Genomic DNA, 24,266 nt, shown 5'->3' with positions numbered 1-24,266 from the left:
CGAGGTCTGGCCTGCGTGTCGCTTCTTGGCGCTGGTACCAAATCCCACCGGGCGGCTTCCCCTCGCGCGCCCCATCGGTCTGCGTTGGCCATCGGCGCGGTCCACGGTTGCGGGCGCGGCGGGGACGCCCGCACAATCGGGCAGGCGCCCGCGAACGCGCCTTGTCCTCCGGCCGCGACGGGGCGAGTCCGGCCCAGCTTGAAGGCAGGCCGCCGGGTGTCCCCCTCGACCTGCCGCGCAAGGGGAAGAGCGAAGCGATGGTGAACTCCGGCCTGCCCCCCGTCCTTCCGCCGGAAGTCCGGGCGCTGGCCCAGCGCCTGGGCGCCGCGGGCCGCCCCTCGCCGGCGCGCGTCACGCTCACTCAGGCGGGTACGATGCGCGACGGTCCGACGGATCGCTTCGCGCCCTTCTCCGCACGGCAGGGGATCGACCTCCAACGGCCCGCCTTCACCTGGCGCGCGCGGACCGGTCCGCTCGGTTGCGTCGCGGTCACCGACGCCCTGCAGGACGGGGAGGCGTGGCTCGAGGTGCGCTTCCTCGGCCTCTTGCGGATCGCGGGGCTGCGGGGCGGGGAGGAGGCGGCGAGGGGAGAGATGATGCGCTACCTCGCCGAGCTCGCCTGGGCACCGGACGCGATCCTGTCGAACCCGTTCCTCTCCTGGCGGGTGCTGGACGAGCGGACGCTCCGCGTGGCCGCCGGCCAGGGCGCGGCGCGGGCGGAGGTGGAACTCGGGCTGGACGAGGAGGGGCGGATCGCCTCGGCCCGGGCCGACGACCGGCCGCGCCACGAGGGCGGGCGCTTCGTTCCACGCCCCTGGCGCGGGCGGTTCCACGACCACCGGCGGCACGAGGGACGATGGCTGCCCTTCGCGGGCGAGGTCGGCTGGCAGGTGGAAGGGCGCTGGTTCACCGTATGGCAGGGGCGGATCGAGCGCTGGGCCATCGCCTGACCGCGGCACCCCCGGCCCAACCGACCCGGCAGCGGGGCGTTGGGCTGGGGAAGAGGATCGCGCCCCCATGCAGCACCCGTCCCAACGCTGGCCCGACACGCTGTGGATCGTCCGCCACGGCGAGAGCGCGGGGAACGTCGCGCGCGACGCGGCGCACCGCGCCGGCGCTGCCCGCATCGAGGTCCCGGGGCGGGACGTCGACGTGCCGCTCAGCGCCCTCGGCGAGGAGCAGTCGCGCTCCCTCGGCCGCTGGTTCGGCGCCATGCCGGAGGAGGCGCGGCCCGAGGTCGTGCTCTGCTCGCCCTACCACCGCGCCCGCCAGACGGCCGGCTTGATCCACGAGGCCGGCGGCCTGCCCGTCGCGCCCGACGACTTCGTCATCGACGAGCGCCTGCGGGAGAAGGAGTTCGGCGTCCTCGACGGCCTCACCACGCGCGGCATCCGCGACGTGCACCCCGATCAGGCCGAGTTCCGCCGCCTGCTCGGCAAGTTCTACCACCGGCCGCCGGGGGGCGAATCCTGGTGCGACGTGATCCTGCGCCTGCGCTCCGCGCTCGACACGATCAGCCTTCACCACGGCGGGCGGCGGGTGATCGTCGTCGGCCACCAGGTGGTCGTGCTCTGCCTGCGCTACCTGCTCGAGAACATGACGGAGGAGCGCATCCTGGCCATCGACCGCGAGGGGGACGTGCCGAACTGCGGCATCACCGAGTACCGCTTCGACCGCGCGAAGGGGGCCACGGGCGCGCTGCACCTCGCCCGCTACAACTTCGTGGCGCCGCTGGAGCGCGAGGGAACGCCCGTCACGGCCGAGCCGGACGCGAAGGAGGTCGCGCCATGAGGGCCCTCCTCGCCCGGAACCCCCGGGCATGACGGCGATCGACCCCGCCTGGCTGCGCGCCCACCCTCTCCCCATCCCCGCCGCCGACGACGACAAGTCCCAGCGCGGCACCGTCCAGGTTGTTGGCGGCTGCGCGGAGGTGCCCGGCGCGGTGCTGCTGGCCGGCGAGGCCGCCCTGCGGGCTGGCGCCGGGAAGCTGCGCCTAGCCACCGTGCGCTCCGCCGCCTTCCACCTCGCGATGGCCATGCCGGAGGCCCTCGTCGTCGCCCTCGAGGAGACCGCGGAGGGCACCATCGCCCCCGGCGCCGCCGCCGCGCTCCTGCCCCGCCTGGACGGCTGCGCCGCGGTCCTGCTCGGGCCCGGGATGAGCGGGGAGGGCGCGCGGGCGCTCGCCGCCGCCCTGCTCGACGGGCTGGACCCGGGCGCCGGCATCGTTCTCGACGCCGGGGCCATGAGCAACCTCGGCGCGCACCCGGAGGCGCTCCGCCGCCACGGCGGCCGCAGCGTGGTCACGCCCCATGCCGGCGAGATGGCGAGCATCCTTCACATCCCGAAGGAGGAAGTCTCCGCCGACCCGCTCGCCGCCGCCCGCCGCGCGGCGGACGCGCTCGGGGCGGTCGTTGCGATGAAGGGCTCGCTGACCTGGGTGGTGGCGCCCGGGGGTGCCGCCCTGTCCTGCGACCACGGCCTCGTCGGCCTCGCCACCTCCGGCTCCGGGGACACGCTGGCGGGGATCGTGGCTGGGCTGCTGGCGCGCGGCGCAACCCCGGTGCAGGCCACGGCCTGGGCGGTCTGGCTGCACGCGGAGGCCGGGCACCGCCTCTCCCGGCGGATCGGGCCGCTCGGCTTCCTCGCGCGGGAACTGCTGGCCGAGATCCCCGCCATCATGGCGGACCTCTCGGCGACGGCCGGCTAGCGCGGGCGTTCAGCGCGCGGCGATGGCCACCGCCGCGCCCGCCATCACGGCCCCGGTGCCCCGGTTCAACGCGCGAACGGCCCGCGGCGAGGTGAAGAGCCGCCGCGCCCGCGCGGCCGCGAGGGCGTAGCCGGACAGCACCGCCGTCAGGATGGCGGCGCCGAGCGCGGCGATCTCCAGCAGGCCCGCGAGGGAGAGCGCGTCCAGCCGCACGACGGTCGGGAGCAGGGCCACGAAGAAGACGATCACCTTCGGGTTGCCGAGCGTGACCGCCAGCCCCGCGAGGAACAGCCGCGGACCACTCTCCGCCGGCACGGGCCGGTCCAGGGCCACGGGATCGCGCGGCGCGGACCACAGCCGGAAGGCCAGGAAGAGCAGGTAGGCCGCCCCCGCGTACTTGATGACCAGGAACAGGACCGCGAAGCGCTGCGCGAGCACCGAGAGCCCCGCCGCCGTGATCGCGAGCCAGGCGAGGTCCCCCACCACGAAGCCCGCGATGAACCAGGGGACGCCCCGCGTGCCCTTCGCCAGCACGCGGGCGACAAGCGCCGCGATCCCGGGCCCAGGGGAGGCGGTCGCCACGAGGTAGGCGGCCGCGAAGACCAGCAGGCCGGAGAGGGTCATGGAGGCCAGGTCCCGGTGAGAGGCCGCGTTCGGCCGTCCTGGGATCATCCTCCTGGCGGGAGCGGCTGTGAAGCCACGCCTCCGCCCCATTGCGCGCCGCGTCCCCCCTGGGTCAGAGGCGTTGCAGCATCAGCTTCGCCACGGTGGCGCCGGCCTCGGCCAGGTCGCGCGCTCCCTCGAAGACGGTGGCCATCTGGTTGGTCACGAGGAACAAGACGGCGTAGTACAGCCCCCGGCGTTCGGTGGCGAAGCGCCTCACGGCCCGCTCCACGCCGCCAGACACCCGCAGGCCGTGCACCAGGGCCATGACGGCGATGCCGATCGCGGCGCCGCCCAGGATGTCCGAGGGGTAGTGAAGGCCGAAATAGACCCGCGGCAGGCCGTTCACGACCAGCGCCCAGAAGAGGGCGAAGGCGCCGAGCCCGCGATGCGCCAGGAAGACCGCCGTCGCCATGGCAAAGGCGAGGACGGCATGGTCGCTCGGGAAGGAGCTCCACCCCTCCAGGATGGTGGCGGGGATATCCTCGGCGAGCCGGAAGCCTCTCCCCGCCAGGGCCGCGTCGTGCAGGGGGCGCGGCCGCATGGGAAGGAAGTTCTGCATCCCCCGCGCGAGCGCGACCGCGACGAGGGTCCCGGCCAGGGTCCTCGCGACCAGGAGCGGCGAGCGGTCGGAGGCGTCCCGCTCCCAGAGCCACCAGAGCAGCGCGACGAGCACGCCGCCCTTGAGCAGCGAGGATTCGAGGACCGTCAGCAGCAGGTAGTCGAAGGTCCAGCTCGTCCCGACCCAGCGGTTGAGCGACAGGAGAGCCGCGGAGTCCAGAGCCTGCATGCCGAAGGCTATGACAGAAGAGCCCTGACAAGCCGTTACGAAATCAGTTTGGACGCCTCGCCGATTCCCTCGGCGCAGGCCGGCCTCACTCCGCGAGCGCCCGCTCCACCTCCCGGCGCAGGGCGGGGATGACCTCCGCGTCGAACCAGGGGTGCCGCTTGGCCCAGACCAGGGTCCGCCAGGAGGGATGCGGCAGCGGAAAATGCGCGGGCAGGGTTTCCGCGTGGCGCGCCACCCGCTCGGCCAGCGGCATCCGCCCGCCGAGGACAAAGCGCACCGCGTGGGCGCCGACCAGCAGGCGGAGCCGGAGGTTGGTGAAGCGCGGCAGGATCCTCGGGTGCCAGAGGGGCGCGCATTCCGGCCGCGGCGGGCAGTCGCCGCCCCGCGGGAGGCGCCCCGGGTAGCAGAGGCCCATGGGCAGGATCGCGAGCTTCGTCGGGTCGTAGAAGCGGTCGCGATCCATCCCGAGCCAGTCGCGCAGCCGCTCGCCCGAGGCGTCCTCGAAGGGGATGCCCGACAGGTGCGCCTTCGTCCCGGGCGCCTGACTGGTCACGAGGATGCGCGCCCGCTCGTGCAGCTGGTGGATAGGGCGGGGGCCGAGCGGCAGGTGGCGGGCGCAGAGGGTGCAGGCGCTCGCCGCCGCCGCCGCCTCGGCCATGCTGGCGCCGGGCGCCAGGCCGGGGTCCCGCGGCTCGGCCCCGCCCGGCGGGATCACCCCCATCGGGCCAGCACCTCCCGCACGAAGGCGGGGACGAGGACCGTCGCGGGGCCGTGCCGGGCCTCGCCGAAGAGATGGCTCCCCTCGCTCGGCTCGAGGTTCAGCTCCAGCGTCTCGGCGCGGTGCCGCACCTCCCGCACGAAGCCGGCGGCCGGGTAGACCGCGCCGCTCGTGCCGATCGAGACGAACAGGCCGCAGTCGTCCAGCGCCGCCTCGATCCGCTCCATCTCGAGCGGCAGCTCGCCGAACCAGACGACATGGGGCCGCATCCCCCCCGCCGCCCCGCAGGCCGGGCAGGGGGTTTCCGGAGAGAGGTCCCCCTCCCAGGGCCCGACGGCGCCGCAGCGGAGGCAGCGCGCCTTGGCCAACTCCCCGTGCATGTGGACGAGGCGCCGCGAGCCCGCGCGGTCGTGCAGGTCGTCCACGTTCTGCGTCACCAGCAGCAGGTCGCCCGGCCAGCGCCAGTCGAGCTCGGCCAGGGCCTCGTGCGCGGCGTTGGGGCGGATCGCGGGGTCGCGCAGCGCCGCGCGCCGGGCGTTGTAGAAGCCCTGCACCAGGGCGGGGTCGCGGGCGAAGGCCTCGGGGGTCGCCACGTCCTCGATCCGGTGCCGCGCCCAGATCCCGTCGGGGTCGCGGAAGGTGTGCAGGCCGGATTCGCGGGAGATCCCGGCGCCGGTGAGGATGACGATCGTGGGGGCTGCCATGCCGCCCTCAGATCGTCATCGCCCCCGCGTCAGGCAAGCTCGTACTCGACCTCGGGCACGTAGACCGGGCTCTCCTTGCCGAGGCGCGAGGAGAAGAGGGTGAAGTGCTCCATCGGCTCCGGCGGCGCGCGGAACAGGTTGTGGGCCTGCACCCAGGCCACCAGCTTCTCGGGCGGCGCGCGGTCGGTCCGGGCGAGGGTGACGTGCGGCGCGAAGCGGCGGCGCTCCGGCTCCAGCCCGACGCGCTGCAGCGCCGTCTCGATCTTCGACTGCAGGTGCGTCAGCCCCTCGTTCTTCTCGACGCCGATCCACAGCGCCCCGATCTTGCCCGCCTTCTCGAAGGTGCCGACGCCGCGGAGCGAGAGGTCGAAGGTCTTGCAGCGGATGGCCGAGAGCGCCTCGTCCACCTCGTCGGCCCGCCAGTTCTCGACCTCGCCGATGAAGCGAAGGGTCAGGTGGTAGTTCTCGGGGCGCACCCAGCGGGCGCCCTGGATGCCGCCCGCGAGCATGGAGAGCTGCGTTCGCAGCGTGTCCGGCAGGGCGAGCGCGACGAAGAGACGGACCATGGCAGCTCAGGCGGGCCTCACCTTATCGAGGAGCGTCTCAACCGCCGGGAGCATCTGGCGGACCATCTCCTCAACGCCCCGGGGGTTCGGGTGGATGCCGTCGGCCTGGTTCAGCGCCCGGTCCCCGGCCACGCCGTCGAGCAGGAAGGGGTAGAAGACGACCTCCGGGTTCTCCTCGGTCAGCCGCCGGAAGACGCCCGCGAACTCCCGGACGTAGTCGGCGCCGAGGTTCGGCGGCGCGTACATGCCCGCCAGCAGCGCGGGGATCCCGCGGGCCTTCAGCGTTTCGAGGATCGCCTTCAGGTTCGCCTGGCTGGCCCGCGGCTCGATCGCCCGCAGCCCGTCGTTGCCGCCCAGCGCCACGATCACGGCGTCCGGCTTCTCGGCCAGCGACCACTCGAGGCGGGAGCGCCCGCCCGCCGTGGTGTCCCCGGAGACGCCGGCATCGAGGACCGTGACGGGCCGGCCCTTGGCCTGCAGCGCGGCCTCCAGCCGGGCGGGCAGGCCTTCGGGGCGCGAGAGGCCGTAGGCGGCGGTGATGCTGTCGCCGAGCATCAGCAGGCGCAGCGGCCGGCCGGCCGGGGCCTGCGCGCCGGCCCGACCATTTCCGGCCAGCAACAGAACGAAACCGGCGCTGCCCCTACCGATGAGCGCCCGGCGCCCCAATCTCGCCCCCATGCCGGATTCCCTGACTCAGACCCCGGCCGCCACGACGGTGACGGCCAGCGCGCCCCTGATCGACGCACGCTCACTCGCCTTCAGGGTGGTGGGGGCGGGGGGTGAGGTCAACATCCTCCGGGGCGTCGATCTCTCCGTGAACCCCGGCGAGGCGGTTGGGATCGTTGGGCCTTCGGGCTCCGGCAAGACCTCGCTCATGATGCTGCTGGCCGGGCTGGAGCGCCCCAGCGGCGGCACCCTCCGCGTGGCCGACGAGGACCTCGCCGCCCTGGACGAGGACGAGCTGGCCCGCTTCCGGCGCGACAACCTCGGCATCGTCTTCCAGGCCTTCCACCTCGTGCCGACCATGACGGCGCTCGAGAACGTCGCCATCCCCCTCGAATTCGCCGGCCGCCCCGACGCCTTCGAGCGGGCGGAGGAGGCCTTGAAGTCCGTCGGCCTCGGCCACCGGGTCGGCCACTACCCCGGCCAGCTCTCGGGCGGCGAGCAGCAGCGCGTCGCCCTCGCCCGCGCCTTCGTGGCCGAGCCCGCCCTCCTTCTGGCCGACGAGCCCACCGGCAACCTCGACCGCGCCACGGGGGAGAAGGTCATGGACCTTCTCTTCGGCATGCGGGAGCGGTTCCGGACCACCCTGCTGCTGATCACCCACGACCCCGCCCTGGCCGCCCGCTGCGAGCGCCAGATCCGGGTGGAGGACGGCCGCATCGTCTCCGACACGGGCCCATCCGCGTGAGGAACGTCGCGTGAAGAACTGGGCCATGGGCTGGCGCCTGGCGCGGCGGGAGCTGCGCGGGGGCGTCCGGGGCCTGAGGATCGTGCTCGCCTGCCTCGCCCTCGGGGTCGCGGCCATCGCGGCGGTGGGCACCCTGCGCGCCGCCGTGCAGGCGGGGCTCGAGGCCGACGGCGCCCGGCTGATGGGCGGCGACGTGCTGGCCGCCAATTCCCGGCCCTTCCCGCCTGAGGCCCTTGCCTGGGCCGAGGCGCGCGGCGGCCGCGTCTCCCGGCTCGTCCTCACCCGCTCCATGGCCGTGGCCCCCTCGGGCGAGCGGACCCTGGTCGAGCTGAAGGCGGCCGACGACGCCTACCCTCTGTACGGCGAGCTGGCGCTCGATCCCCCGGGGCCGCTCGGCGCGGGGCCGGGGGAGCTGCCGCCCGTGGCGCTCGACCCGCTGGTCGCGCAGCGGCTGGGCCTCTCGCCCGGCGCGGTGGTGCGGATCGGCGACGCCCGCTTCCGCTACCGCGGCGCGATCGTCTCGGAGCCCGACAAGGCCGCGGGCGCTGCCGTGCTCGGCCCCCGCGCCATCATCCCCCTCGCGGCACTGGAGGCCGCGGGGCTGGTGCAGCCCGGCAGCCTCGTGACCTACGAGATGCGCACCGCCCTGCCGCCCGGCGCCGACGCGCGCGCCGTCGCCGACGCGCTCCGCGCCCAGCCCTTCGCCGACGGCGGCTGGCGGGTGCGCGATTCCTCCCAGGGCCAGCCGGGCGTCACGCGCTTCCTCGACCAGGCCGCCTCCTTCCTCGTGCTCGCGGGGCTGACGGCGCTGCTCGTGGGCGGCATCGGCGTGGCCACCGGCGTGCGCTCCTGGCTGGAGCAGCGGGCGCGGACCATCGCGACGCTGCGCTGCCTCGGTGCGCCCGCGGGGGCCATCTTCGCCACCTACCTCATCCAGGTACTCGGCCTCGCGCTGCTCGGGATCGTCATCGGGCTCGTCGCCGGCTACGCGCTGACGGCGCTGGCCGCGGTGGCGCTCGCCGGCGCCCTGCCGGTGCCGCCGCGACTGGGCTTCTACCCGCTGCCCCTGGCGCTCGCCGCGGCCTACGGGCTGCTGACGGCCCTCGCCTTCGCGCTTTGGCCGCTCGGCCGTGCCAGGGACATCCCCGGCGCCGCGCTGTTCCGGGACAACCTGCTGCCCGACGCGCGTCGGCCGCGGCCCGGGCTGGTCCTGGCCAACGCCGCGGCCGTGGCCGCGCTCATCGCGCTGGTGGTGGGCACGGCGGAGCGGCCGCTCTTCGCCCTCTGGTTCTGCCTCGCCGCCCTCGGCACGCTCGGCCTCTTCCGGCTGGCGGCGGCCGGGCTGCAGGCGGTGGCCCGGCGGCTGCCGGTGCGGCGACGCCCCTCCCTCCGCCTGGGACTGGCCAACCTGCACCGGCCGGGGGCGCCGACCTCGCTGATGCTCGTCTCGCTGGGCATCGGCCTCTCCACGCTCGCGGCCATTGCCCTCATCCAGGGGAACCTTCGCAAGCAGATCAGCGAGAGCCTGCCGGACGCCGCGCCCTCCTTCTACTTCATCGATATCCAGTCCGATCAGGCCGCCGAGTTCGACCGGGTCGCGAGGGCCGTGCCCGGCGTCACCGAGGTCCGCCGCGTGCCGTCGCTCCGCGCCCGCATCGCGAAGGTGAACGGGGTGCCGGCCGACCAGGTGCAGGCGACGGAGGAGACCCGCTGGGCGCTCCGCGGCGACCGCGGCCTCACCTACGCCGCCGCCCCGCCCGAGGGCACGCGCGTGGTGCAGGGCGCTTGGTGGCCGGCGGACTACCGGGGCGAGCCCCTCGTCTCCCTCGACGACAACCTCGCGCGCGGCTGGAAGGCCGGCCCCGGCTCGACGATCACGGTGAACGTCCTCGGCCGCGACATCGACCTCAAGGTCGCCTCCACCCGCGACATTGAGTGGCGGGGCCTCGGGCTGAACTTCTCCATGATCGCCTCGCCCGGCATGCTGGAGGCCGCGCCCCACACCCACATCGCGACCGTCCGCGGCGACCCCGCCCAGGACGGCAACCTCCTGCGGGCGGTGACCGACGCGCTGCCGAACGTGACGGGCATCCGCGTGCGGGACGCCCTCGACGCCCTGGCCGTGCTCCTGCAGCGGCTGGGCACGGCGCTCTCCTCCACGGCGGCGCTGACGCTCGTCTCGGGCCTGCTGGTGCTGGCGGGCGCCGTGGCGGCGGGGCAGCGGCGGCGGATCCGGGACGCGGTGGTGCTCAAGACGCTCGGCGCCTCCCGCTCGCAGATCCGGCGCGCCTGGCTGGTCGAGTTCGGGCTGCTCGGCCTCGTGGCCGGCCTGGTCGCGGCGGCCGTGGGCACGCTGGCCTCCTGGGGGGTGACCCGATTCGTCATGCGGACGGACTGGACCTTCCTGCCCGGCACCCTCGCGGTGACGATCCTTCTCTGCATCGCCCTCACCCTCGCGATGGGCTATGCCGGGACCGCCCTGGCCCTGCGGGCGAAGGCGGCGCCGCTGCTGCGGAACGAGTGATGGGCACCACCCCCGCTTTCCGGCCCCTCCCTGCGGATTGCCGCTTGATCCGCATTACAAGAAGTCCATATATCTCTCACGCAGGGATGGGCGGGTGTCCATCCCGGAAGGAGTTCTGAACCTCATGGCCTTCGGTCCCGACAACCGTCTCCAGAACGGCCCGTCCGTCTGGAACCAGCCGCTGGGTCGCGCCGCCACCGATGCCGCCACACTGGATGCCGGGCTGCGCGCCTACATGCTGCGCGTCTACAACTGGATGGCCTCCGGCCTCGCGCTGACGGCCATCACCGCCTACCTGATCGCGAACACCGGCCTCGCCGAGCTGTTCTTCAACGTGGTGCGGACGCCGCGCGGCCTGGCCACCCAGCCCACCATCCTCGGCTTCGTCGCGATGTTCGCGCCGCTGGCCTTCGTGATGGTGCTGTCCTTCGGCATCAACCGGCTCTCGCGCACGACGACCCAGGCGCTGTTCTGGGCCTTCTGCGTGGCGATGGGCGCCAGCATGGCGAACATCTTCGTCGTCTATGTCGGCGCCTCGGTCGCCAGCACCTTCTTCGTCACCGCCGGCATGTTCGCGGCCGTCAGCCTCTACGGCTACACCACGAAGGCCGACCTGACGCGGATGGGTGGCTTCCTGATGATGGGCCTCATCGGCATCCTCATCGCCGGCCTGGTCAACGCCTTCGTGGGCAGCTCCGCGCTGCAGTTCGCGATCTCGGTCCTCGGCGTGGTGATCTTCACGGGCCTCACCGCCTACGACACGCAGCGGATCAAGAGCGACTACATCGAGTACAGCTACGCCGAGGGTTCCGACGAGGCGGGCAAGCGCTCCGTGATGGACGCGCTGGGCCTCTACCTCAACTTCGTGAACCTCTTCCAGCTGCTGCTGCAGTTCATGGGCGTGCGCAACTCGTCCGACTGACCGCGGCAGGACGCCGAACGACGGAACCCCGGGGAGCAATCCCCGGGGTTTTTTCGTGCTCGTCCAACGGGTCGGCCCGCGCATGAAAAAGCCCGGCTCCCCTCGCGGGGGCCGGGCGGCGGGGAGGGGAGGGCTACTTCTCCTTCTCCACCGTCTTGAGGTGGTCCAGCAGCTTCTGCGTCGCCGCCACCTTGTCCGTGCGGTCCAACGCGCCGACCTCGGCGGCCAGCCGCTCCAGCGCCAGCTCGTAGATCTGCCGCTCGGAGAAGGACTGGTCGGGCTGGCCGGCGTTGCGGTGCAGGTCGCGCACCACCTCGGCGATGGCGATCGGGTCGCCCGAGTTGATCTTCTGCTCGTACTCCTGCGCGCGGCGCGACCACATCGTGCGCTTGATCCGTGCGCGGCCCCGCAGCGTCTCCATGGCCTCGCCCATCACCTTCTCGGAGGCGAGCTTGCGCAGGCCCGAGGAGGCCGCCTTGGCCATCGGGACCTTCAGCGTCATCCGGTTCTCCTCGAAGGTGACGGTGATCACCTTGAGGGTCTGGCCCGCGATCGGCACGTCCTCGATGCCCTGCACCTGGCCGACGCCGTGGGTGGGGTAGACGACGAAGTCGCCGGCGCGGAAGTCCTTGCCGGCGTTGCCGAGCGGCTTGGGCGGCGGCGCCGGACGCATCGGCGCCTGGATCACCGCCTCCGGCGCCGCGGGCTCGGGCGGCGGCACGGGCGCGGGGGCCTGGGCCTCGGCCATCCCCGGCTTCTCCGGCGCCCGCTTGGCCGGGGCCTCGGTCTTCGCGGCGACGTCGGTCCGGGCGGCGGCGGCCTTCGCCTTCGGCGCCACGGCCGGCGCCTTCTTCGGCGCGGCCGCCTCCGGCTCCGTCTTGCGGTCGGACGCGATGGGCTTGGCCTTCGCCGTCGGCGCGGCCGCCTTGGGCAGGCTCGGGTTGCTCGGGGACTTGCTCCCGGCGGGTGCCTTCATCATGCTCTCCGCAATCTCTGTCTCGCCGCCGTTCCCGCCGGCAAGGGCCGGGATGGCGCCTGGAAGCCGAGGTTCGGGGAACCGGGCCCCTCGAAGAGGCCCAGCCACGATCCCGCCCGCCGGCGCCGGCACGGCGTCACGACCCTGGCGCCCGCGCGGGCATCGGGATCGGTGAGGGGTGTTCCGGCCACGACGGGACGACGCGCCCGGCGGCCATCCTGGCGCGTGTTTTCCGTCCCCAGCCCGGCATCGCCCGGTCCGGTGTCCGTATTCGATAACGAACCGTAGCACGGATTGCCGGCCCGGTCACGACGCAGGGAATCATCACGGCGCAACGCCGCGGACGCGCCGGGGTTGTGGGGACGCCGCGAAGGAAGCTCCACGGCTGCAACGACGCGGCCGGGCGCCGCGCCGGCCCCATGCGGCGGGGCGTCAGCCCTCGCCGGGCGCGGCGTCGAACAGCTCGGCCTTGCCGGGCTTGCCGTCCCACTCCTTCGCGTCGGCCGGCGGCTCGCCCTTGCGGGAGATGTTCGGCCACTGCGCGGAGTAGGTGCGATTCAGCTCGGCCCAGTCGGTCGCGCGGTCGTCGCTGTCGGGAAGGATCGCCTCCGCCGGGCACTCGGGCTCGCAGACGCCGCAGTCGATGCACTCGTCGGGATGGATCACGAGCATGTTCGCGCCGACGTAGAAGCAGTCCACCGGACAAACCTCGACACAGTCCATGTACTTGCACTTGATGCAGTTCTCGGTGACGACGTAGGTCACAGTCAGCCCCTCATAGAGCCCGCGGAACGGCGGGCGGCCCCGACCCGGCGGAAATGGACCGCGGGGACGCGCTGCGCAAGGCGCGGAATTGGCGAGCAGGAGCGCGCGGCGCGAACATCGGCCGCCCGGCGTGCCCGCGCGCGGCGTTCATTCCGGCCCGATCTCCTCGTAGAGCGTCCGCGCCTCCGCCAGCGGGCCGCGCCGCTCGGCCAGGGCCTGGACGCGCCAGACCTTCACCACGCCGCGCTCCGCGCCGCCCAGCGCCAGGGTCAGCACGTCGCCGGGGCGGAGCCGGGCGTGCGGCTTGTCCACGGGCTGCCGGTTCAGGCGCACCCCCCCGCGCTCGACGAAGGCGGCGCAGGCCGAGCGCGTCTTGGACAGGCGCGCGCACCAGAGCCACTTGTCCAGGCGCTGCCAGTCCCGGTCCTCCGCCTCCGCCATGCCGGGGCGTCAGGTCTTTCCGAGCTTCAGCCGGGCGAGCACGGCGAAGGGGCTGTCCGGGTCCGCGGCCTTGTCGCGCCGCGCCTCGAAGACGGGGCGGGGCTGCGGCGGGGCGTCGTCGCGGCGGTCGCGGCGCGGGCCGCGGTCGCCGCGCGGGCCCTCCCCGCGGGGCCCCTCGAAGCGCTGGCCCTCGGGCCGCGGGCCGCGGGGCGCGTCGCCGGGCGGCCGGGGGCCGCGGTCCGGGCGGCCGCGATCCCCGCCGCGCCCGGCCTCCGGCGCGCCCGCGGCGCGCTCGCCGCCCTGGCGCTGGCCTTGGCCCTGGCCCTGGCGGTTGTCGCGGCGCGGCCCGCGCGGCGGGCGTCCCTCGCGCGCGACCGCCGGGGTTCCCTCGGCGGGGGCAGCCCCTTCCGCCGGCGCCGCCTCGGCCCCCTCGGGAAGGGGGGCGCCCTCGGCGGGCGTGGCCGGCGCGGCGTCCCGGCGCGGGCGGTCGCGCCCGCGGCGGTCCTGGCCCTCCCGCAAGCCGCGTGCCTCTCCCTCGGCGCCCTCGCGGCGCGGGCCCCGGTGGCGCTGGCTGTCCTCCCGCCGGGCGGCGACGAGCTGCGGCGCGGGCGGGCCGTAGGCGCCCTCCTCCAGCGGCTCGGACGCGAGAAGGCGGAAGCCGAGCGCGTTCAGCACCGCCGGCAGCGTGTCGGCCTTGGCGCCGAGGCGGCTGGCCACGTCCATCGGCAGCGCGGCGGGGGAGCGGCGGGTGAGATGCCCGAGCTCGCCCGCGATCCGCTCGGCGACGTCGAGGCGCACCAGCGCGGGGCCGGCCTGGACCCAGCCCATGGTCGCCGCGAAGCCGCGGGGCCAGTCGCGCGGCGGCACGATGGAGACGAGCCCGCCGCCGGGCAGGGAGGGCACGGCGGAGTTCGCCTTCAGCGCCCAGAGCTGCGCCCTGAGCGCCATGGGGCGGGGCTTGAGCATCTCGGGGATGTAGAGGGCGAAGCGCCCGGCGCGGACGCCGATCGCCTTCAGCTTGCCGCGCAGCTCGGGCGTGATCTCGCGCTCCGTGCCGCCGGGCAGAAGGCCCAGGTACTCGCGCAGCCGGAAGAGGTGGCCGCGCAGCTCCGCGTCCTCGGCCGCCTTGGCCTCGGCCTCGATCAGCGGCGCGAAGTCGCGCGCGACCAGGGCGTCGAACCAGGTGGCCAGCTTCGCGCGGATGCGGTCGCGCTGGGCGCTGTCGATGAACTCCGAGTCGATCGGCTCGATCACCGGCTTCTCGGGCGAGGTGCCGGGCTTGAGCTTGGCCACCTCGGCCGGCTCGTCGGCCCCCTCCGCCTTCCAGGTGATCCGCTGGAACTTCGTCAGCCCGAAGGCCTCGTCCGGCGCGGCCTCGAGGGCGGCGACGCGGCGCGGCATCTCCTCGCGCAGCGCCCGGCGGGCGGCGCGGAGCATGACCTTGCGCTCCTCCTCGTCCTCGGCGTCGGCCGAGGTCTCGAAGACGAAGCCCTTCACCTGCCCGACGGGATGGCCCTCGACCACCACGTCCCCGTTCCGCGCGACCGCCGAGAGAAGGTCGTCCTCCCCCTCGTCGAGCTTGCGGATGAGATGGGCCGCGCGGCGGTCCACGAAGCGGGCGGTGAGCCTCTCGTGCAGCGCGTCGGAGACATGGTCCTCGGCGGCGCGTGCGGCCTCCTGCATGGCGGTTGCGTCCTTCAGCCAGTCGGCGCGGGCGGCGACATAGGTCCAGGTGCGGATGCCCGAGAGCCGGGCCATCAGCGTATCGAGGTCGCCCTCGGTGTTGTCGAGATAGGCGATCTGGGATTCGGCCCAGTCTGCCGGCAGAGTCCCCTCCTGCGCCAGATGCCCGAAGACGCGGGCGCAGAAACGGGTGTGGCTCTCGTCCGCCAGCTTCCGGAAGTCCGGGATCTGGCAGGCCTCCCAGAGAAGGCGCACGCGGGCGCGGGAACCCGCCAGGCGCCGCACCTCGGGCTCGCGCGAGAGGGCCTCCAGCGTGACGTGGTCGGTGGCGTCGTTGCCCCGCGCCAGCCCCTGGAAGGGCGGTGGCCGGGCGAGGCTGTCGAGCAGCCCGTCGATGCTCCCGAGGTCGAGGTCGCTGTTCCGCCAGGCCAGCGTCGTCAGCGGCTCGAAGTGATGGCCCTCGATCTTGTAGACCATCTCGTCGGAGAGCGGCGGGCAGTCGGCGGTGACGCCGAAGGTGCCGTCCCGCATGCCGCGCCCCGCGCGCCCGGCGATCTGGGCGGCCTCCTGCGGGTTCAGCAGGCGGGGGCGGTGGCCGTCGAACTTCTGCAGGTTCGCGAAGGCGACATGGTCCACGTCCATGTTCAGCCCCATCCCGATCGCGTCGGTCGCGACGAGGAAGTCGACCTCCCGGTTCTGGTAGAGGGCAACCTGGGCGTTGCGCGTGCGGGGGCTCAGTCGGCCCATCACCACCGCGCAGCCGCCCCGCCGCCGCCGGATGGCCTCCGCGATCGCGTAGACCTCCCCCGCCGAGAAGGCGACGACCGCCGAGCGGGAGGGCAGGCGGGTGAGCTTGGCCGGCCCGGCATAGGTGAGCTGGGACAGTCGCGGCCGGCTCTCGATCTCCGCCTGCGGCACGAGGCGCTGCAGCAAGGGCCGGATCGTCTCGGCGCCAAGGAACATCGTCTCGACCAGCCCGCGCGCGTTCAGCAGCCGGTCCGTGAAGACGTGCCCGCGGTCGGCGTCGGCGCAGAGCTGAATCTCGTCCACCGCCACGAACTCCGCCTGGCGGTCGAGCGGCATGGCCTCCACCGTGCAGGCGAACCACTTCGCCCCGGGGGGGACGATCTTCTCCTCCCCGGTGATGAGGGCGACGTGCCGCTCGCCCTTGGCGGCCACCATCCGGTCGTAGTTCTCGCGCGCCAGCAGGCGGAGCGGGAAGCCGATGATGCCGCTGGAATGGGCCAGCAGGCGGGTGATGGCCAGATGGGTCTTCCCGGTGTTCGTCGGGCCAAGGACGGCCTTCACGCGGGAGGGGAACATCTGGCGGTCTGAGAGCGGGCTCATTGGCCGGGACGTGTGGCCCCGCATCGCCGCCTTGGCAAGCGCTGAGGTTAGCGGGAGGGTGCCGGGGACTCATGAACGCGCCCCCTCCCGTCCCCGTGCCACCCGCCCCCGGAGCCATCGCCGGGCCCGGCCCCGCGCCGGCGGCCCGTTCCGCCCCGCGGCCAGGGGAACCGCTCCTCCGCCTCGCGCTGCTCCTCGCGGCCAGCTTCCTCGGCGTCGGCGTCACCATGCCCTTCCTGCCGCCCTTCCTCGCGGGGAAGGGGCTGGGGGCCGAGGCGGTGGCGGGGGTTCTCTTCGCGGGCTCGCTGGTGCGCTTCGCGGTGGGCCCGGCCTTCGGGCGGCTGGCGGACCGGCTGGGCGACGGGCGGCTGATGCTGGTGCCCTGCGCCGCCGCCGCGGCCCTCGCCGCGCCGATGTTCCTCCCGGCGGGCGGCTTCCTCGCGGTGCTCGCGGTCCAGGTCGTCTTCGCCGCCGCCATGGCACCCCTCGGCCCGGTGGGCGAGGCGCTGACGCTGGCCGCCACGCGCCGGGCCGGCGCGGATTACGGGCGGGTCCGCTCCGCGGGGTCGGTCGCCTTCATCCTCGGCGCGGTCGGGGCGGGGTGGCTGGCCTCCCGGATCGGCTACGCGGCCATGCCCTGGCTCCTCGGCGGGTGCTACGCCGCGGCCGCGCTCGCCGCCTGGGCGCTCCCGCGCGCCGAGGCCGGGGCGCCGCGCCCGGCCCCCACCCGTGGCGGCGGGCTGCGCCGGGTCTTCCCGCTGCACCTCCTGCGGCGGCCGGGCTTCGGGCGGCTGGTCGCCATCACCGGCCTCGTCCAGGGAAGCCACGCCGCCTATTACGGCTTCTCCTCCATCCACTGGGCGCGGGCCGGGCACTCGCCGGAAGCGATCGGCTTCCTCTGGTCCGAGGGGGTGCTCGCGGAGGTGCTGCTCTTCTTCTGGGCGCGGCCGCTGCTCGGGCGGCTCTCGCCCCGGACCCTCATGCTGCTCGCGGCCGGCGCCGGCGTCCTGCGCTGGTGCGCGCTGGCTGCCACGACGGAGTTCTGGCTGCTGGTGCCGCTCCAGGCGCTCCACGCCGTCACCTTCGGCGTGCAGTACATGGGCGCGATGCGCTGGCTCTCCGCGAACGCGCCGCCCGGGGAGGCGCTCTCGGCCCAGAGCCTGCACGCGGCGCTCGGCAACACGGGGGCGCAGGCGATGGCGATGCTGGCGGCGGGCGCGCTCTACGCGACCTACGGGGCCGGAGCCTTCCTGGCGATGGCGGCGCTCTGCGCCGTGGCGCTGCCGGTGGCCTGGCGCTGGCGGGAGGGCTGAGGCCGGCGGGGCACCCTCCCGCCGGGCCGGGCGGGGAAGGGGGTGCCGCCCGTGTCCGCGGCGACGGGCGGCGATGCCCTAGGACCAGGCCTCGCCGTCCCAGTGATGCGCGGTCCAGCGCGCGCGCCCGTTCTCCACGATGACGCGGTTGTAGGCGTTCCGCTCGCCCCTGAGCCGGGTGGAGGTGGCGGAGCCCGCCTGCAGCACGAGCAGCGAGTCCCCCTCCTCGGCGGTCACGGCGTGCAGGTTGTGGAAGCCCACGTGCAGGTGTCCCGAGAGCACGAGCCGGACGCCGGCCTGCGCCAGGTCGCGCAGCGCCCGCTCGCCCCGCTTCACCACGGGCGTGTCGGGCCGCTCCGGCGGCGCGAGGAAGGGGTGGTGGGCCACCACGATGCGGAAGGGCCCCTCCGGCAGGCGGCGCAGCCGGCGGACCAGCCGCAGCAGCCCGGAGCGGGGCACGCGGCCGTTCTCCCAGTTCAGGTGCAGCCCGCCGCGCGAGACGGTGTTGAGGCCGATCACCTGGATCTCCTCGTCCTCGTACATCGGCTCCGTGTCGGAGGCGATCATCTGCTCCCAGCGGCCGAAGGGATTGAGGAGCCGCTCCCACAGGTAATAGGCGGTGATGTCGTGGTTCCCCGGCACGGCGAGCCAGGGCACCGTCAGCGCGTCGAGGAAGGCGCGGGCGGCGCGGAACTCGCGCGGGCGGGCGCGCATCGTCAGGTCGCCCGAGACGACGATGAGATGCGCCGGGTCCGCGTTGAGCCGCTCGAGCAGCGCGTCCACCGCGCGCTGGTCGATCCGGCGGAAGTGCAGGTCCGAGATGTGGTCGATGATCCTCATCCCTCCGCCTCCGGGGGCGGGGCGAGCACGGCCAGGCCGCGCGGGCGCATCGAGAATTGCAGGGGGGTGCGCAGGATGCAGGCCTCGCCGTCGTTCATCACCCGCAATCTCTGCCGGCGGGAGCGGACGGTGAAGGAGGGCCCGGAGACGATCTCGATCTCGCGCGAGCGCTTCCACATGCCGAGCGCCATCGAGAGCAGCATCTTGGCCGACCAGCCGACCGAGAAGCGACGGCTGACGTAGAGGTGCAGCTCCCCCCCGTCGAGCACGGGGCGGTGGAACATCCGCCCCGCCCCCTCCTCGTAGCCGTTGTTCACGACCGAGAGCGCCCGCGTCCAGATCCGCCAGGGCTTGTGCCAGCCGGGCGCGTTGATCATCAGCCGGTGCGGCCGCTGCCGGAGCAGGAAGCGGCCGGCGGCCAGGAAGACCTTCAGCAGCGAGCGCCAGCTTTTCTCCCGCCGGTGCAGCTCCCGGTAGCGGTTGATGTAGTTCGGCAGGCCGATGACCGCCTGGCAGAGGAAGACCTCGCCGTTGACCTCGCCGACGTCGATCCGCCGCTCGACGGACCGCCCGAGGGCGAGCGCCGCCTCCACAGGGTCGAGCGGCATGCCGAGGTCGCGGGCGAGGAGGTTCAGGGTGCCGAGCGGCAGCACCGCGAGGGTCCGCCCGCTCTCGCCGAGCCGGGAGGCGACGCTGCGGATCGTGCCGTCCCCCCCGCCTACGATCACCACCGGCGCGTCGGTCGCGATGGCGGCCTCCACCCGGCCCTGCATGTCTGGGGCCGCGTCCTCGGCGATGATGGTGAGGTCGAATCCCGCGGCGCGGAGCGCCTCCGGAATCAGACGGGGCAGCTCGGGCCGGGCGGAGAGCGTGCCCGCGCGCCCGTTCATCACCAGGACTGCCCGCTTCAGTGGGCGCTGATCGTCCAGAAGCCTGTCCCCCATTGCGCCGGGCGAACGCCGCGCCGCGTGGAAGGGTTTCGCCCGCGGCACGGCCCCAGCCCGAAAAGAGCCGGCCGGGAGGGGCGCGAAACGAAAAGGGGCGCGGACCCCCCGGCCCGCGCCCCCTTCCATGCCGGCCTTCGCCGCCGGGTCAGGCCGCGACCTTCACCCCGGCCATGCTGCGCAGCACGTAGTGAAGGATGCCGCCCTGCTTGTAGTACTCGACCTCGTCGGCCGTATCGACGCGGCACTGGACCTGGGTGCGGGTCTCGGTGCCGTCCGGGCGGTGGATGACGATGTCGAGCAGCATCCGCGCCTTGAGGTCCTCGAGGCCGAGGATGTCGATCGTCTCGGCGCCGGTGATGCCGAGGCTCTTGCGGTCCTCGCCCGGCTTGAAGACGAGCGGCAGCACGCCCATGCCCACCAGGTTCGAGCGGTGGATGCGCTCGAAGCTCTCGGCGATCACCGCCTTCACGCCGAGCAGCATCGTGCCCTTGGCGGCCCAGTCGCGGGACGAGCCCGTGCCGTACTCCTTGCCGCCGAAGATCACCAGCGGCACGCCCTCGGCCTTGTACTTCATGGCCGCGTCGTAGATCGGCATCACCTGCTCGGAGGGGTAGTGCTTGGTGATGCCGCCCTCGATCCCCGGGACGAGCTCGTTCTTGATGCGGATGTTGGCGAAGGTGCCGCGCATCATGACCTCGTGGTTCCCGCGGCGGGCGCCGTAGGAGTTGAAGTCGTCCTGCCGCACCTGGTGCTCCAGGAGGTACTCGCCGGCGGGCGAGGCCTTCTTGATGGAGCCGGCCGGGGAGATGTGGTCGGTTGTGATGCTGTCCGCGAGCTCGGCAAGCACGCGGGCCCCGGTCACGGAGCCGACCGGCGCGGGCTCGGGCGAGATGCCCTCGAAATAGGGCGGGTTCTGCACGTAGGTGGAGCCCGAGTTCCAGCGGTAGGTGTCGCTGCCCATCTCGACCTGGATGCCCTGCCAGTGCTCGTCGCCCTTGAAGACGTCGGCGTAGCGGGAGCGGAACATCTCGCGGGTGAGGACGCGGTGGACGACCTCGTTGATCTCCGCCTGCTCCGGCCAGATGTCGCGGAGGTACACGGGCTGCCCGTCATGCCCGTTGCCGAGCGGCGCTGTGGTGATGTCCTTCGTGATGGTGCCGGCCAGGGCGTAGGCGACCACGAGGGGCGGGGAGGCGAGGTAGTTCGCGCGCACGTTCGGGTGCACGCGCCCCTCGAAGTTGCGGTTGCCCGAGAGCACGGAAGCAACGACGAGCTTGTTGTCCTCCACCGCGTCCACGATCGCGTCCGCCAGCGGGCCGGAGTTGCCGATGCAGGTGGTGCAGCCATAGCCGACCGTCTGGAAGCCGAGCGCGTCCAGCTCCGCCTGCAGCCCGGAGGCCATTAGGTAGTCGGTCACCACCTGGGAGCCGGGGGCGAGCGAGGTCTTCACCCAGGGCTTCGGCTTCAGGCCCTTCGCCCGCGCCTTCTGCGCGACGAGGCCGGCGGCCACGAGCACGTAGGGGTTGGAGGTGTTGGTGCAGGAGGTGATGGCGGCGATCACCACGTCCCCGTGCCCGAGGTCGTAGTTCGCACCGGCGACGGCGACCCGCGAATCGGCCGGCGGGGCGCCGGGGGCGGCCAGGTTCGGCAGCTCGCGGCCGAAGGAGGTGGCGATCTCGGTCAGCACCACCCTGTCCTGCGGCCGCTTCGGCCCGGCCATTGAGGGCACGACGGTCGAGAGGTCGAGCTCCAGCGTGTCCGTGAAGACCGGGTCCGGCGTGCTGTCGTCGCGCCACATGCCCTGGGCCTGGGCGAAGGCGCGCACGAGGTCGATGCGGGCCTCCTCGCGGCCGGAGAGGCGGAGATAGCCGAGCGTGGCCTCGTCCACGGGGAAGAAGCCGCAGGTCGCGCCGTACTCGGGCGCCATGTTGCCGATGGTCGCGCGGTCCGCGACCGGCAGGTGCGTCAGGCCCTGGCCGTAGAACTCCACGAACTTGCCGACCACGCCCTTCTTGCGGAGCATCTGCGTAACCGTCAGCACGAGGTCGGTGGCGGTGACGCCCTCCTTGAGCTTGCCGACCAGCTTGAAGCCGATGACGTCGGGGATGAGCATGGCGATGGCCTGGCCGAGCATCGCGGCCTCCGCCTCGATGCCGCCCACGCCCCAGCCGAGCACGCCCAGGCCGTTCACCATGGTGGTGTGGCTGTCCGTGCCGTAGCAGCTGTCAGGATAGGCGTAGGTGTCGCCGGCGTCGTCGTTCGTCCACACCACCTGCGCCAGGTACTCGAGGTTCACCTGGTGGCAGATGCCGGTGCCGGGGGGCACGACGCGGAAGTTGTCGAAGGCGGCCGAGCCCCAGCGGAGGAACTCGTAGCGCTCGCCGTTGCGCTCGTACTCGATGTCGACGTTCTTGCGCAGCGCGTCGGCGGTGCCCGAGACGTCCACCATCACGGAGTGGTCGATCACGAGGTCGACCGGCACCAGCGGGTTCACCTTCTGCGGGTCGCCGCCGAGCTTGAGCATGCCGTCGCGCATGGCGGCGAGGTCGACCACGGCCGGCACGCCCGTGAAGTCCTGCATGAGGATGCGCGCGGGGCGGAACGGAACCTCGCGGTCGGACTGCCCCTTCTCGAGCCAGCCGGCGATCGCCTTCGCGTCCTCGACCTTGTAGGTGCCGCCGTTCTCGAAGCGCAGCACGTTCTCGAGCAGCACCTTCAGGCTGTTCGGAAGCCGGGCGAAATCGACGCCCAGGGCCTTACCCGCATCGGGAATGGAGAAGTAGTTGTAGGTCTTGCCGCCGACGGAGATCGTCCGGCGCGTCTTGAGGGTGTCCTGGCCGATCTTGGTCATGCGTCGCAACTCCCCGGGCATGCTTGAATTTCGGGGCTGCTTGAAGCATGGCAAGGGTTTCCGGTCCAGGGGCGGGACCGTTTTCAGGGGGGATCCGGGGGGCGTGCTGGCGGCGGAAGACCTGGCCGCCCGGCGCGGCGGAAGGGTGGTTTTCGCCGGGCTGTCGCTGCGCGCGGCGCCCGGGGAGGCCCTCCTGCTCCTTGGCCCCAACGGCGCCGGCAAGTCTACCCTCCTGCGGGTGATCGCCGGCCTGCTGCGCCCGGCCGCGGGGCGCCTGGCCTGGGAGGGCGAGGACATCGCCGCCGACGCCGCGGCCCACGGCGCCCGCACGCGCTACCTTGGCCACCAGGACGCCATCAAGCCCGCGCTGACCCCGGCCGAGGACCTCGCCTTCTGGGCCCGCCTCCGCGGGGGCGAGCCGGCGGCGGCGCTCGAGGCGCTCGGCCTCTCGGCGCTGGCCGGGCTGCCCTGCCGCACCCTCTCCGCCGGGCAGCGGCGCCGGCTGGCGCTCGCGCGCCTCGTCCTGGGCGACGCCCCGCTCTGGCTGCTCGACGAACCGACGCTGGGACTCGACACCGCCTCCGTCGCCCGCCTCGGCACCCTCCTCGCCGCGCACCGCGCGCGCGGCGGCATCGTGCTCGCCGCCACCCACCTGCCGCTGCCGCTGCCGGGCGCGCGGGACTTCCAGCTTTGATCGCGGTCTTCCTGCGCGAGCTCCGGCTTGCCCTCCGCCACCCCGCGGAGGCGCTGGCGGCGGTGCTCTTCTTCGTCATCGTCTGCGCCCTCTTCCCCTTCGGCGTCGGCCCCTCGCCCGAGGCGCTCGCCCGGCTGGCGCCCGGCGCGCTCGTCACGGCCGCGCTGCTGGCCGCCCTCCTGCCGCTCGACCGCCTCTTCGCCGCCGAGGCGGAGGACGGATCGCTCGACCTCCTCCTCACCACGGGCCTCCCTCCCGCGGGGCTCGCCGCCGCGAAGGCGGCCGCGCACTGGGTGGTCACCGGCCTGCCGCTGCTGCTGGCCACGCCCATCGCCAGCGCCCTCCTTGCCCTGCCGGCCGAGGCCTGGGGGGTGGCGGTGCTCGCCCTCGGCCTCGCCTCGGCGGTCCTGTCGCTGCTCGGCACCCTCGGCGCGGCGCTGACGCTCGGGGCGCGGCGGGGGGGCGTGCTGCTGCCGCTGCTCGTCCTGCCGCTGGCCGTGCCCGTGGTCATCTTCGCGGCCGGCGCGATCGAGGCCGCCTCGGCGGGCGCGGAGCCGCGCCCCTTCCTCCTCCTGCTCGCCGCCTTCCTCGCGGGCGCCCTGCCGCTCGCGCCTCTGGCGGCCGGGGCCGCGCTGCGGGAGGGTTGAATTGGGGGCCGCTTTCCGGCGTTAGTATCGGCATGGCATTCAAGGGAAAGCCGCCGGGCTCCGGCTCGGGCGAGATGTCGCGCCGCACGGTGATGCTGCGCCCCGCCATTGCCCTGGAGCCGCGCCAGCGCGACGAGGCACGCCGCCTGCGCCGCGCCGGGCACGAGCCCGCCTTCATCGCGGAGACCATCGGCGCGCCGCTGGAGGAGGTGGAGAAGGCCCTCGTCCAGATGCGGATGCCGCGCCCGGAGACCACCCGCGGCACGCTGAACGTGACGCTCGCCGCCCACGCGCTGGTCATGAAGGAGCGCCAGGGCAACGAGCCCCTCTGGCAGACCATGGACCGCATGCTGGACGAGCTGCTCCGCCTGCGCGCCGCCGAGGCCGCCCGCGCCCGCCGGCGGCGCGAGGACGAGGGCGCGCTTCCCCTCTTCCCGGAAACCTGACCGCCCGCCGGCCCGCCTGACGCGGCGGGGCCGGCGGTGCAGGATGCGGCCATGACGTTCCGCCGCGCCGCCCTGATCCTCGCCTGCCTCCTCACCGGGCCCGCCGCCGCCCCGGCGCCGCGCGAGCCCGGCGGGGCGCGCCCGGCCGCGGCCGCTCGCCAAGCCCCCGCCCGCGCGACTCCGCCCGCCGGCGCGCGGGCCAGGGCGGGCGCGTCGCCGCGGCGCGCGGTGGCGCCGTCCCGGCCGGCCGCGCGCAAGGGCGCCCCCGCCGCCCGCCCGCCCGCGCGCGAGGCCCGGCCGCCGCGCCCCGC

General features: G+C 74.2%; 23 protein-coding genes and 1 pseudogene. 11 read left to right on the top strand and 13 right to left on the bottom strand.

The features are described from left to right. Positions 1-257: 257 nt before the first annotated feature. The 3 genes from EAH89_RS22815 to EAH89_RS22805 all read left to right on the top strand — a co-directional run bounded on the left by EAH89_RS22815 (position 258) and on the right by EAH89_RS22805 (position 2,707). A complete protein-coding gene (locus tag EAH89_RS22815; RefSeq protein WP_140886006.1) occupies positions 258-950 on the top strand; it encodes a DUF6544 family protein in 693 nt (230 codons plus the stop codon). 67 nt (positions 951-1,017) lie between these two features. Beyond that, entirely contained in the window at positions 1,018-1,791 is a 774-nt protein-coding gene (locus EAH89_RS22810) for a histidine phosphatase family protein (RefSeq protein ID WP_140886005.1), read from the top strand. 28 nt (positions 1,792-1,819) lie between these two features. Continuing rightward, positions 1,820-2,707, top strand: a complete 888-nt coding sequence (locus tag EAH89_RS22805; protein ID WP_140886004.1) for an NAD(P)H-hydrate dehydratase — start codon at positions 1,820-1,822, stop codon at positions 2,705-2,707. A gap of 9 nt (positions 2,708-2,716) precedes the next feature. Here the strand turns inward: EAH89_RS22805 and EAH89_RS22800 are convergent, their stop codons facing one another. The 6 genes from EAH89_RS22800 to EAH89_RS22775 all read right to left on the bottom strand — a co-directional run bounded on the left by EAH89_RS22800 (position 2,717) and on the right by EAH89_RS22775 (position 6,766). Then, entirely contained in the window at positions 2,717-3,331 is a 615-nt protein-coding gene (locus EAH89_RS22800) for a LysE family translocator (protein ID WP_140886003.1), read from the bottom strand. Positions 3,332-3,443: 112 nt separating this feature from the next. Further along, positions 3,444-4,160: a phosphatase PAP2 family protein gene (locus tag EAH89_RS22795; protein WP_140886002.1), complete on the bottom strand. Its 717-nt coding sequence runs from the start codon at positions 4,158-4,160 to the stop codon at positions 3,444-3,446. A gap of 85 nt (positions 4,161-4,245) precedes the next feature. Beyond that, complete coding sequence (locus EAH89_RS22790) at positions 4,246-4,881, bottom strand: uracil-DNA glycosylase family protein (RefSeq protein WP_161993718.1); 636 nt, start codon at positions 4,879-4,881, stop codon at positions 4,246-4,248. Then, positions 4,872-5,582 (bottom strand): NAD-dependent deacylase, encoded by a 711-nt coding sequence (locus EAH89_RS22785; protein WP_140886001.1) that lies wholly within the window; start codon positions 5,580-5,582, stop codon positions 4,872-4,874. The genes EAH89_RS22790 and EAH89_RS22785 overlap by 10 nt, the downstream gene beginning before the upstream one ends. 29 nt (positions 5,583-5,611) lie before the next feature. Beyond that, entirely contained in the window at positions 5,612-6,148 is a 537-nt protein-coding gene (gene thpR, locus EAH89_RS22780; protein WP_140886000.1) for an RNA 2',3'-cyclic phosphodiesterase, read from the bottom strand. A gap of 6 nt (positions 6,149-6,154) precedes the next feature. Continuing rightward, the gene (locus EAH89_RS22775; protein ID WP_241667160.1) at positions 6,155-6,766 is read right to left on the bottom strand and encodes an arylesterase; all 612 of its coding nucleotides are present in this window, start codon (positions 6,764-6,766) and stop codon (positions 6,155-6,157) included. Between the two features lie 58 nt (positions 6,767-6,824). Between EAH89_RS22775 and EAH89_RS22770 the strand changes: the two genes are divergently transcribed. From EAH89_RS22770 to EAH89_RS22760, 3 genes are all read left to right on the top strand, one after another. After that, a complete protein-coding gene (locus EAH89_RS22770; protein ID WP_140885998.1) occupies positions 6,825-7,559 on the top strand; it encodes an ABC transporter ATP-binding protein in 735 nt (244 codons plus the stop codon). 10 nt (positions 7,560-7,569) lie between these two features. Further along, the gene (locus EAH89_RS22765; protein WP_338325544.1) at positions 7,570-10,083 is read left to right on the top strand and encodes an ABC transporter permease; all 2,514 of its coding nucleotides are present in this window, start codon (positions 7,570-7,572) and stop codon (positions 10,081-10,083) included. A 124-nt stretch (positions 10,084-10,207) separates the two neighbouring features. Beyond that, a complete protein-coding gene (locus EAH89_RS22760) occupies positions 10,208-11,005 on the top strand; it encodes a Bax inhibitor-1/YccA family protein (RefSeq protein ID WP_140885997.1) in 798 nt (265 codons plus the stop codon). A 133-nt stretch (positions 11,006-11,138) separates the two neighbouring features. On the opposite strand, the gene EAH89_RS22755 is transcribed toward EAH89_RS22760, so the two are convergent. The 4 genes from EAH89_RS22755 to EAH89_RS22740 form a co-directional block, all read right to left on the bottom strand. Beyond that, entirely contained in the window at positions 11,139-11,981 is an 843-nt protein-coding gene (locus EAH89_RS22755) for a CarD family transcriptional regulator (RefSeq protein WP_241667159.1), read from the bottom strand. Between the two features lie 432 nt (positions 11,982-12,413). After that, on the bottom strand, positions 12,414-12,746 hold the full coding sequence (gene fdxA / locus EAH89_RS22750; RefSeq protein WP_140885996.1) for a ferredoxin FdxA: 333 nt from the start codon (positions 12,744-12,746) through the stop codon (positions 12,414-12,416). A gap of 147 nt (positions 12,747-12,893) precedes the next feature. Beyond that, entirely contained in the window at positions 12,894-13,187 is a 294-nt protein-coding gene (locus EAH89_RS22745; RefSeq protein ID WP_140885995.1) for an RNA-binding S4 domain-containing protein, read from the bottom strand. A gap of 9 nt (positions 13,188-13,196) precedes the next feature. Next, positions 13,197-16,217, bottom strand: a complete 3,021-nt coding sequence (locus EAH89_RS22740) for a helicase-related protein (protein ID WP_241667158.1) — start codon at positions 16,215-16,217, stop codon at positions 13,197-13,199. A gap of 71 nt (positions 16,218-16,288) precedes the next feature. Here EAH89_RS22740 and EAH89_RS22735 point away from each other — a divergent pair, with 71 nt between their 5' ends. Beyond that, a complete protein-coding gene (locus tag EAH89_RS22735) occupies positions 16,289-17,530 on the top strand; it encodes an MFS transporter (RefSeq protein WP_140885994.1) in 1,242 nt (413 codons plus the stop codon). A gap of 78 nt (positions 17,531-17,608) precedes the next feature. Here the strand turns inward: EAH89_RS22735 and EAH89_RS22730 are convergent, their stop codons facing one another. The 3 genes from EAH89_RS22730 to acnA form a co-directional block, all read right to left on the bottom strand. Beyond that, positions 17,609-18,370 carry a metallophosphoesterase family protein gene (locus tag EAH89_RS22730; RefSeq protein ID WP_140885993.1) on the bottom strand — a complete coding sequence of 254 codons (762 nt, stop codon included), beginning with the start codon at positions 18,368-18,370 and terminating at the stop codon, positions 17,609-17,611. Beyond that, positions 18,367-19,314, bottom strand: coding sequence for a diacylglycerol/lipid kinase family protein (locus tag EAH89_RS22725; protein WP_140885992.1), 948 nt, complete (start codon positions 19,312-19,314; stop codon positions 18,367-18,369). Before EAH89_RS22725 ends, EAH89_RS22730 begins: the two co-directional genes overlap by 4 nt. A gap of 148 nt (positions 19,315-19,462) precedes the next feature. Continuing rightward, positions 19,463-22,168 carry an aconitate hydratase AcnA gene (acnA, locus tag EAH89_RS22720; protein ID WP_140885991.1) on the bottom strand — a complete coding sequence of 902 codons (2,706 nt, stop codon included), beginning with the start codon at positions 22,166-22,168 and terminating at the stop codon, positions 19,463-19,465. Between the two features lie 103 nt (positions 22,169-22,271). Here acnA and ccmA point away from each other — a divergent pair, with 103 nt between their 5' ends. From ccmA to EAH89_RS22700, 4 genes and pseudogenes are all read left to right on the top strand, one after another. Continuing rightward, the gene (gene ccmA / locus EAH89_RS22715; RefSeq protein ID WP_241667156.1) at positions 22,272-22,862 is read left to right on the top strand and encodes a heme ABC exporter ATP-binding protein CcmA; all 591 of its coding nucleotides are present in this window, start codon (positions 22,272-22,274) and stop codon (positions 22,860-22,862) included. Further along, positions 22,859-23,509, top strand: a complete 651-nt coding sequence (gene ccmB / locus EAH89_RS22710) for a heme exporter protein CcmB (RefSeq protein WP_140885989.1) — start codon at positions 22,859-22,861, stop codon at positions 23,507-23,509. Before ccmA ends, ccmB begins: the two co-directional genes overlap by 4 nt. Positions 23,510-23,541: 32 nt before the next feature. Further along, complete coding sequence (locus EAH89_RS22705) at positions 23,542-23,955, top strand: hypothetical protein (RefSeq protein WP_140885988.1); 414 nt, start codon at positions 23,542-23,544, stop codon at positions 23,953-23,955. Between the two features lie 51 nt (positions 23,956-24,006). Then, a pseudogene (locus tag EAH89_RS22700) lies at positions 24,007-24,266 on the top strand (hypothetical protein); the annotation flags it as partial.

It is taken from the genome of Muricoccus nepalensis, from assembly GCF_006438825.1.
Taxonomy (GTDB): Bacteria; Pseudomonadota; Alphaproteobacteria; order Acetobacterales; family Acetobacteraceae; genus Roseomonas; species Roseomonas nepalensis.
Note: the sequence above shows the minus strand (reverse complement) of the source record. Positions and strands in the feature narration are given on the sequence as shown.